Here is a 792-nt window from a genome sequence, read left to right on the forward strand (position 1 = left end):
GGTCGAAGGTGCGCGGGCGCTCGCCGCGGTGCAGCCGGTCGTCCCGCTGGTGGTCGCGGCCGCCCTGGGCTGCCCCGCGCGTGCGGAAGGCGGGACCGCGACGGTCGTCGCGCTTCCGCTCCTCCGGCGGGGTCCAGTTCGGGCGGCGGGACGAGCCCTGCTGGCCCTGCTCGCGGCGGTCGCGGTCGTCGCGGCGCCAGCGGTCCTTCGCGGGGCGGTCCTCGTTCGCGGGCCGGTGGCCGCGATGGCCGGGGCTGCGGGAGCCGGGGCGCTGCGAGGCGCGGTCGTCGGGTCGGCGGGCGCCCTGGGGGCGCGACTGATCGTTGGGCATTCGCTCGTCTCTTCAGCGCACGGGCGATCGCTCGCTCGCGCAGGTAGTGCCGCATGCATCGCGGGGATCTGGTCGTCCGCGAGGGTGCTCGCGGGAACTCCGGCCGCGGTGACACTCCATGTGGCGCACACGAATTCGCGCCTGTCCCGAGCCGACCGATCCACCCTAGGGCATCGCGCGCTCGAGCGACAGGGGTGCGCCGCCGGTCGGACGCGCGATCAGCCCGGCTGGTCGTGCGCGCGCGTGCCCGCGCGCAGCACCGACGACGTCCACTCGCGCCCGTCGAACCAGCGCGCATCCGCACGGCGGAACGGGTCGACGTACCAGTCCGCGGGCACGCGCCCCGGGCCGGCGTCGGGCAGGCCGAGCGGCTGCGGCGCGCCCTCGTGGGCGGCCGAGCCGGCGGGCACCGGCTGCGGAGGCTGCTGCGCCTGCCACGCCTCGTAGGCACGGCGCTGCGC

1 protein-coding gene and 1 pseudogene are annotated in these 792 nt (G+C 77.8%); both read right to left on the reverse strand.

What is annotated here, in order from left to right; genetic code table 11:
* Nucleotides 1-331, reverse strand: a pseudogene (locus tag NWP09_RS13075) (hypothetical protein); the annotation flags it as partial.
* Between the two features lie 218 nt (nt 332-549).
* On the reverse strand, nt 550-792 hold a 243-nt coding region (locus NWP09_RS13080), incomplete at its 5' end, for a DUF2510 domain-containing protein (protein WP_258275919.1).

The organism is Agrococcus sp. HG114 (assembly GCF_024723325.1).
GTDB lineage: Bacteria > Actinomycetota > Actinomycetes > Actinomycetales > Microbacteriaceae > Agrococcus.